Here is an 8,087-nt window from a genome sequence, read left to right on the forward strand (position 1 = left end):
TAAAACACTATGACAAAAGGAAGAATTGTACAGGTCATGGGACCTGTTGTAGACGTTGAGTTCGATAGCAGGGAAGATCTTCCATTTATTAAGGATGCACTGGAAGTGGACAACGGCGGAAAACGCTGCGTCATGGAAGTGGCACAGCATGTTGGAAACAATGTTGCGCGCTGCATCATGCTTGCCTCCAGCGACGGCCTCTACAAAGGGATGGAGGTGACAGCCACCGGAGAGGGCATCAAGGTCCCGGTAGGAAAGCAGACGCTTGGAAGGCTTTTCAACGTGCTGGGCGAGACAATCGATGATAAAGAGAAGATACCGGAGGACGCAGAGCACTGGGTGATCCACAGAAAAGCCCCCAGCTTTGAGGACCAGAGTCCTGCTGTGGAAGTTCTGGAGACAGGCATCAAGGTTATCGACCTTCTGACTCCCTATGCGAAGGGCGGCAAGATCGGCCTCTTCGGAGGAGCCGGTGTGGGTAAAACGGTCCTGATCCAGGAGCTGATCCACAACATTGCCACAGAGCACGGCGGATATTCTATTTTTACAGGCGTGGGCGAGCGTTCCCGTGAGGGAAACGATCTCTGGACAGAGATGAGCGAGTCGGGAGTTCTGAACAAGACAGCCCTTGTGTTCGGACAGATGAATGAACCCCCCGGAGCCCGTATGCGCGTGGCGGAGACAGGGCTTACCATGGCTGAGTATTTTCGTGACGAAGAGCATCAGAACGTGCTTCTGTTTATTGACAACATTTTCCGTTTCGTGCAGGCCGGATCGGAGGTATCTGCCCTCCTTGGGCGTATGCCTTCAGCCGTAGGCTACCAGCCCACCCTGGCAAATGAGATGGGCGCCCTGCAGGAGCGTATCGCTTCAACTAAGAACGGATCGGTCACATCTGTGCAGGCTGTGTACGTGCCTGCCGATGACCTGACTGACCCGGCCCCGGCTACCACATTCTCCCATCTGGACGCCACCACCGTGCTTTCAAGAAAGATCGTGGAGCAGGGTATTTACCCGGCAGTAGATCCGCTGGAGTCCACCTCCCGTATCCTGGAGGCGGACGTAGTCGGCCAGGAGCACTACCAGGTAGCCAGAAAAGTACAGGAGATTCTGCAGAAGTACAAAGAGCTGCAGGACATCATCGCCATCCTCGGTATGGAGGAGCTGTCAGAGGAAGATAAGATGACAGTTAGTCGGGCCAGAAAGATCCAGCGTTTCCTGTCCCAGCCTTTCTCCGTGGCAGAGACATTTACCGGCATACCAGGAAAATACGTGCCTCTTAAAGAGACCATCCGGGGCTTCAAGGCCATTATCGACGGCGAGATGGACGAGTATCCCGAAAATGCATTCTTTAATGTCGGAACTATTGACGAAGTCATCGAGAAGGCCAAGGCTGAGCAGGCCTAAGTACAGCAGGCGCTGTGCCTTTTGTCCGGCAGAAGGAGTGAGATTAGATGAATACATTTTTTTTAAAGGTCATATCCAGCGATAAGGTTTTTTACGAGGGAAAGTGCCAGAATCTGATCCTTCCCATTGAGGATGGGCAGTTCAGTGTTCTGGCCCACCACGAAAACATGGTCGTGGCAGTGGAGAACGGAGAGCTTCATCTGAAGACGCCCGAGGGAGAGTGGATCACAGCTGCTGTGTCCCAGGGATTTGCGGAGATCATCAACAACCGTGTCTCCGTCCTTGTGAATTCTGCGGAGCGTCCCGAGGAGATCGACGTCAAGCGCGCCGAGGAGGCCCGCCAGAGAGCCCAGGAACGCCTGCGCCATAAGCAGAGTATCCAGGAATATTACCTGTCTCAGGCCTCCCTGGCCCGCGCCATGACCCGCCTAAAAACCTCCAAGGATAAAAACTGGAATATCTGATGGCAATGAGCCATGCGGAAGTATATGAAAAAGGACTCACGTCGTGCTAGCACGTAAGGGAGTCCTTTTTCGTATGCTTCCATAGGGCGAACGCCCGGGATCGCCGCGATGCGTAGCATTGTGGCGATCTAGCATGGCGGGGTAGATCTGGTCGACCGATTGTGCTTGCACGTAAGAGGTGCTTGTCATCTCTTTTTTATGCGATTCCATAGGGCGAACGCCCGAGACCGGCGTAATGCGAAGCATTGCGCTGGTCAGCATGGCGGGGTAGATCTGGTCGACTGATTGTGCTTGCACGTAAGGGAGTCCTTTTTAATTTTCATATGGAGCAGCTCCGTGATATGTGCTAGTATATGTGTAAAGTTCTGCGCTGTTTACACAGTGGAGAGTGGTAAAGAGACTTGCAGGAAAATGGCTGGGAGAAGAAAATGAAAAGTGCAGTATTTGACATCCATGGGATCAGGGTTCGCATGGAATACAGAAGAATAAAGAATATCAACCTGTATGTGCGGCCCGAGCAGGGCGAGGCGCTTGTGACGGTTCCGTTTCGGACGCCCCGGGAGCGGGTGGAACGGTTCCTGTATGAAAAGGAAGGATGGATGCGCAGACATCTGGAGAGGACATCCGGGAATCGGGAATATCCGCCGGTGGATAGAGAACAGATAGAAAAAATGAGAAATAAAGTTCTGGAATATGCCGGGAAGTGGGAGAAGATCATGGGAGTTCATGCGACCGGATGGACCTTGCGGGATATGAAGACCAGATGGGGCAGCTGCACAGTGAGCACAGGGCGTATCCGGCTGAATACCAGGCTCATTTTCTGTCCAGAAGAATGCCTGGAGTATGTGATCGTGCATGAACTGTGTCATCTTATTGAGCCAAGCCATAACCAGCAGTTCAAGAGCTGCATGACCAAATTTATGCCGGACTGGAAAGAGAGAAAGAGGAAATTAAATGGTTCACACATGGATAGCTGAGATCTCAGCTCTCAGAGAAGAGGAGACATACAGGAAATATTATGAAAGGGTGCCCGATTTCCGGAAACAGAAGGCGGATCAGCTCCGGTTTCCTCAGGACCGGGCGCAGAGTGTAGGAGCCTGGATGCTGTTAGAGAAAATGCGGGAACAATACGGGGCGGAGCCGGACCAGGTTTTTAACCTGTCCCATTCGGGCAGCTATGTGCTGTGTAGCATTTCTACAGAGAAAGAGGCAAAAGTGGGTTGCGACATTGAGACCATAAAGGAGACACGCATGAGAGTGGCCAGGCGCTTCTTTCTGCCTTCCGAGACTGCTTATATTGAAAGGCAGCCGTCCGGTGGAGCGGAGGCAGAGGCTTTTTATCGCCTGTGGGTGCTGAAGGAGAGTTTTATGAAGGCGGTGCGCAAGGGGATGGGGCTGGACACGAGGAGCTTTGAGATCGGGTTTGACGAAAAAGATGTACCCTTTCTCCTGAAAAAGCCGGACCTGTATCCAGAAGAATTCTATTACAGGGAATACCTGGTGGCAGGGGTCGATGCCAGGATAGCAGTGTGCAGCACGGACGGAGCGTTCGGGGAAATCCATGGGGAGAGGATGGAGTAAAACCTGGATTGACGTACTCTATATGTTTTGCTAAAATAAGAAAAGGGAAAAGCATAGGTTTATGAAGAAACAAAAATCTTTACTGATTTGAATTCATAAGATATGCAGGGTGAGTATAATTTAATTGAATAAGGAGGAATATCATGTTAGATCTTACATTCGGAGAACAGGTCAAAATTATCTTAAGCCGTAAAGGCATGACGATCAAAGAACTCGCAGAAATGATAGAAGAGCGGACAGGGAAAAAGATGTCCAGGCAGAATCTTACGCAGCGCCTTGGAAGAGATAATTTCCAGGAGCAGGACATGCGTATGATAGCGGAGATACTTGACTGTCCATTTCAACTGAATATACTTGGAGACGCAAAGCAGCCTGAGAGCGCGGATGAGGAGAATGTCCGTGTCACGGAGGCAGAATTGCTGCGCCTTGAAAAGAAGAAAGGAAAGAAACGTCAGCACTCTACAGAGAGAGAGATGACCATTGGCGAGCTGGTGGATCTCAACAGAGGGCTGGACGAGTTGCTGGAGGAGAAGAACCGGAAGGCTGTGACTCTTCCGGAGGAAGCGGCAGAGCCGGCGGTGCAGGAGGAAGAGCTGCAGCCAGCAGATGCAGAGTCCTACGAGGCGCAGGAGGAAGAAGTGCAGCCGGATGTGGCAGAGAATGTCTTCTATCAGAAAGGTGGAGAATCCGATCCGGAGGCCGGGTGGACAGAAGAGACAGTACAGGAAGAGAGTGCACAAGACACAGCGCAGGCATACGCAGCAGAGTCAGATATAGAGCAGGCAGATGCAGCCGAGGAAGAGAACATGCAGGAGCAGACAGATGCGGTGCAGCCGGATGATCTGCCGGATGCAGAGAAAGCACAGCCTGTGTCAGCGGCAAAAGAAGAGCCGCAGGAGCGCCCGGCCAGAAAAACGAGAGGAAGCTGGCGGGATTTCTTCCAGAGACGCACGAAGAAAGATGCAAAAGAGATAGAAACGGAAGATGCAGCCCCTGTTTCTGATCATCAGGATGAGGTAGAGCCGCAGGAAGCGCCGTCAGAAAAAGTAGAGGAGACCGCAGCAAAGGAGGCAGTGCATCCACAGGAGACTGCAGAAGACATACTGATGCGGGCCGAAGCTGCAGATGAGGAAGAAGACCTGGAAAAGGGAGAGGTCAATCCATACACAGGGCATGAGTACGAGTCCAACACAGTGCGTATGCATCCCAAGAGGATCGGGTACGTACAGGTCTATGACAGGAGCAGCCACCAGTGGACCGACATGACAGAATGGGCGTTCCTTGGATATCAGGAGAGGAAGAAGGCGCTGCTTGGAAATGATTACGAGCCGCCGATCTATCTCGATTAAAGAAAGGAAGATGAGCGTGAACTGGGAGCAGCTTTTATCTCCAAAGAGAAGCCGGGGCAGCAGTCAGAGGCACTCCGGGTCTGCAGATTTGCGCAGCGAATTTGAAAAAGATTATCACAGGATCATCGGAAGCGCGTCTTTTAGAAGACTGCAGGACAAGACCCAGGTGTTTCCGCTGGACAAAAGCGATTTTATCAGAACCCGGCTGACCCATTCCCTGGAGGTGTCCTCTCTGGCCAAGTCTCTGGGGCAGAATATTGCGGAAAATATTCTTACATATAAGAAGGATCCCTCCTTTACGCCGCAGATGAAAGAGGACATCTGCAGCATTCTCCAGTGTGCAGGCCTGATCCATGATATTGGCAATCCCCCTTTTGGGCATTTTGGTGAGGTGGCTATCCGGGAATGGTTTGAGAGAAACCTGCCCCTGCTCACCTACAGGGGCAGGCCGGTGGATGAGGTGCTGACAGAGCAGATGAAGCAGGATTTTTATCATTTTGAGGGAAATGCTCAGGCTCTCCGCCTGGTGACAAAACTGCATTTCCTTGTGGATGAAAATGGTATGAACCTGACCTATGCGCTACTGAATACCATTGTAAAGTATCCGGTTTCTTCGCTGGAGATCGATGCCGGCTGCGGAGATATCAAGAGAAAAAAGATCGGGTACTATCTGGCGGACGAGGAGATGTTCCGCAGGATTGAGAAGGAGACGGGAACAAACGGATGTCGGCATCCGCTGACATTCATTTTGGAGGCGGCAGATGATATAGCCTACAAGACAGCGGATATAGAGGATGCGTTCATCAAAGGATTTATTTCCTACCATGTATTGATGGAGGAATTAAAGAAACTGAAAAATATCAAAAACAATAATAAAATTGTCTTTGATCCGGCAGGGAAGCTGGAAGAGCTGTACCGCCGCGGTGTGGAAAAGCAGGTGGATCATCCGGAAGAATACGCGGTAAAGAACTGGATCGTCCGTGTGCAGGGCTTCCTTATTTCCTGTGCCACTTTTGGATTTACATCCAATTACGAGGCCATCATGCAGGGAAAGTACCCCTCGGATCTGTTCTGCGGCACATTTGCGGAGGAGCTGATGGAACTGCTGAGAGATATTGCGATGAGAAGAGTGTTTTCTACCAGGCAGATCTATCTCATGGAGCTTGTGGAGGCTGGGATACTGGACTATCTTATGGACTGTTTTGTGCGGGCGGTCATCCACTACGATGTGGATGACAGTGCTCTGAATTCCATCGACAGGCGGCTGGTCTATTTTATTTCCAGCAATTATAAGGATGCCTACCATTACCACGCAAGAGGAAAGAACGAGTCAGAAAAACTGTATCTGCGTCTTCTTCTTGTCACGGATTTTATCTGCGGTATGACGGACAGTTATGCCAAGAGACTGTACCAGGAGCTGAAGGCGATCCTCTAGTCAGCCCTTTTTCGGGAGGCGCTGCGCACAGCCGAAAAGCAGGGTGGACAAAATGATCCGGATGAGGTCAGAACAGGCATTTTCCGGCGTATAGGCGAATAGATTGTGATAACCAGACAAAGAATGGAAGTGGAGGTTTGAAACGGTTTATTCGCTATTTGTATGAATATCAGGATGGAAAACGCGTCCGTAACGTGGGTTTTGTGAAGGTAGAGCAGGCTGACTCGTCCACAGTGGTGCACATTCACGGAAAAGGACTGCATCTTGCAGAAGACAAGAAGCTGAAAGTGTATATCTTCTATGTAAAAGGAGGGCAGTGCATCGGCTTTTGGCAGGGAGACATCGAGCATGTGAACCCGGCTGTCAATTACCGTCTGACTTTTACGCCGGAAGATACAGGGCGTGCCTCGGATTACCCGCTGATCGAAGGGGTCATACTGGAGAATGCAGGACGCAGGAGATTTGCGGCAGTCTGGGATGACATGCCTGTGGATGTGGAGAAGATGCAGGTCTGGAAAGGCGAGCCTGAGCCGGATCTGGCACAACTGGCAGCTCAGAAAGCCAGGGAAGAAAGAGAGGAGCAGGATAACGATAAAGAGATGGACGGGGCGGGAGAAAATGAACCTGATGGGTTTTGCCCCGGAGAGGAAGCGGAAATGCCAGTGTCAGTGACAGGAGAAACACCTGAACCTGAGGAAGAGGAAATGAAGGAGATCCGGCAGCCGCCCTCCCGGGAAGAGAGGGAGGAAGAGCCTGCATCAGGAGAGCAGGGGCAGCTGCGCTGCATCAAGATCCAGCGCAGAGATATCGCCCAGCTGAAGCGGTGCGAATGGCGGCTGGCAAACAACAGCTTCCTCCTTCACGGCTATTACAGCTACCATCATCTCCTGCTCATACTGGAGGAGGATCAGTGCTGGCTGGGAGTCCCCGGCATTTATCATCCCCGCGAGGCCCAGGCGGCGGAAGCCTTCGGTTTCCCCAGATTCATCCGGGCGGATGAGGAAGACGTGGAGCTGACAGAAGAAGAGACAAACAGGGAAGAAGATTTCGGATACTGGTGCCGCCCTGTGAGACGTTGACACAATTGAAACAATTTCAATTCCGGACGTAACCCTTTTTAAAAGGGTTACGTCCGGAATAAAAAAACTGGTGTACAATTTTTGATAAAGTGGTGTGTAAATGTGCAAAATGTAGATGAAAAATATATGAAAGAGGCAATTAAACAGGCTAAAAAGGCGTATGCGCTGGAGGAGACGCCCATAGGATGTGTGATCGTGTATGAGGGAAAGATCATCAGCAGGGGGTACAACAGGAGGAATACGGACAAGAATCCTCTGGCCCATGCGGAGATCACAGCCATACGAAAGGCCAGCCGGAAGATGGGGGACTGGAGACTGGAGGGGTGTACCATGTATGTGACGCTGGAACCCTGCCAGATGTGCGCCGGAGCCATTGTCCAGTCCCGGATGGACCGGGTGGTGATTGGCTGCATGAACCCCAAGGCGGGCTGCGCTGGCTCCATCTTGAACCTGCTCCAGATGGACAGGTTTAACCACCAGGCCCAGATCACGGCCGGGGTGCTGGAGGAGGAGTGCAGTTCACTGATGAAGCAGTTTTTCCGGGAATTGCGGGAAAAAAAGAAAAAAGCAAAAAAGAACAGTGCCTGATCCGGACAGGATGAGACACTGTTCTTTTTTGTATTTATATCATGTCAGAATTATCTTTTACGTGCATTGCGCTTCGAACCAGGCCAACAGACGTTACCTTGGCAGTTTACTCAACCCAGGCACCCTCACGGCACCCGGAAGGTTCCGCTTAGTGCTGCTTCGTTCCCGACCTGACACGGTTCAC

8 protein-coding genes and 1 other RNA gene are annotated in these 8,087 nt (G+C 51.5%); 8 read left to right on the forward strand and 1 reads right to left on the reverse strand.

Going from position 1 to position 8,087, the window contains the following annotated elements:
- The first annotated feature begins 9 nt into the window (after positions 1-9).
- From atpD to tadA, 8 genes are all read left to right on the forward strand, one after another.
- The gene (gene atpD / locus Q5911_RS07825) at positions 10-1,407 is read left to right on the forward strand and encodes a F0F1 ATP synthase subunit beta (RefSeq protein ID WP_076779685.1); all 1,398 of its coding nucleotides are present in this window, start codon (positions 10-12) and stop codon (positions 1,405-1,407) included.
- 47 nt (positions 1,408-1,454) lie between these two features.
- Positions 1,455-1,871: an ATP synthase F1 subunit epsilon gene (gene atpC, locus Q5911_RS07830; RefSeq protein WP_076779683.1), complete on the forward strand. Its 417-nt coding sequence runs from the start codon at positions 1,455-1,457 to the stop codon at positions 1,869-1,871.
- Positions 1,872-2,299: 428 nt separating this feature from the next.
- Positions 2,300-2,848 carry a M48 family metallopeptidase gene (locus Q5911_RS07835; protein ID WP_303182222.1) on the forward strand — a complete coding sequence of 183 codons (549 nt, stop codon included), beginning with the start codon at positions 2,300-2,302 and terminating at the stop codon, positions 2,846-2,848.
- Positions 2,826-3,452: a 4'-phosphopantetheinyl transferase family protein gene (locus Q5911_RS07840; RefSeq protein ID WP_226395129.1), complete on the forward strand. Its 627-nt coding sequence runs from the start codon at positions 2,826-2,828 to the stop codon at positions 3,450-3,452. Before Q5911_RS07835 ends, Q5911_RS07840 begins: the two co-directional genes overlap by 23 nt.
- A 143-nt stretch (positions 3,453-3,595) precedes the next feature.
- Complete coding sequence (locus tag Q5911_RS07845; RefSeq protein ID WP_303182226.1) at positions 3,596-4,801, forward strand: helix-turn-helix domain-containing protein; 1,206 nt, start codon at positions 3,596-3,598, stop codon at positions 4,799-4,801.
- Between the two features lie 16 nt (positions 4,802-4,817).
- Complete coding sequence (locus Q5911_RS07850) at positions 4,818-6,236, forward strand: deoxyguanosinetriphosphate triphosphohydrolase (RefSeq protein ID WP_303182230.1); 1,419 nt, start codon at positions 4,818-4,820, stop codon at positions 6,234-6,236.
- Between the two features lie 137 nt (positions 6,237-6,373).
- Complete coding sequence (locus Q5911_RS07855) at positions 6,374-7,315, forward strand: hypothetical protein (RefSeq protein ID WP_303182228.1); 942 nt, start codon at positions 6,374-6,376, stop codon at positions 7,313-7,315.
- Between the two features lie 102 nt (positions 7,316-7,417).
- Complete coding sequence (gene tadA, locus Q5911_RS07860; RefSeq protein ID WP_207649018.1) at positions 7,418-7,903, forward strand: tRNA adenosine(34) deaminase TadA; 486 nt, start codon at positions 7,418-7,420, stop codon at positions 7,901-7,903.
- A gap of 59 nt (positions 7,904-7,962) precedes the next feature.
- Here tadA and ffs read toward each other — a convergent pair.
- Positions 7,963-8,087, reverse strand: an RNA gene (ffs, locus tag Q5911_RS07865) — signal recognition particle sRNA large type; the annotation flags it as partial.

Origin of the sequence: Lachnoclostridium phocaeense (genome assembly GCF_959599685.1) — a bacterium.
Taxonomy (GTDB): domain Bacteria; phylum Bacillota; class Clostridia; order Lachnospirales; family Lachnospiraceae; genus Claveliimonas; species Claveliimonas monacensis.

Bases quoted from the DNA above. Each gene is read 5' to 3' on its own strand.
- atpC (WP_076779683.1), top strand. From the start codon at position 1,455: ATGAATACATTTTTTTTAAAGGTCATATCCAGCGATAAGGTTTTTTAC.
- Q5911_RS07835 (WP_303182222.1), top strand. From the start codon at position 2,300: ATGAAAAGTGCAGTATTTGACATCCATGGGATCAGGGTTCGCATGGAA.
- atpD (WP_076779685.1), top strand. From the start codon at position 10: ATGACAAAAGGAAGAATTGTACAGGTCATGGGACCTGTTGTAGACGTT.
- Q5911_RS07840 (WP_226395129.1), top strand. From the start codon at position 2,826: ATGGTTCACACATGGATAGCTGAGATCTCAGCTCTCAGAGAAGAGGAG.
- Q5911_RS07845 (WP_303182226.1), top strand. From the start codon at position 3,596: ATGTTAGATCTTACATTCGGAGAACAGGTCAAAATTATCTTAAGCCGT.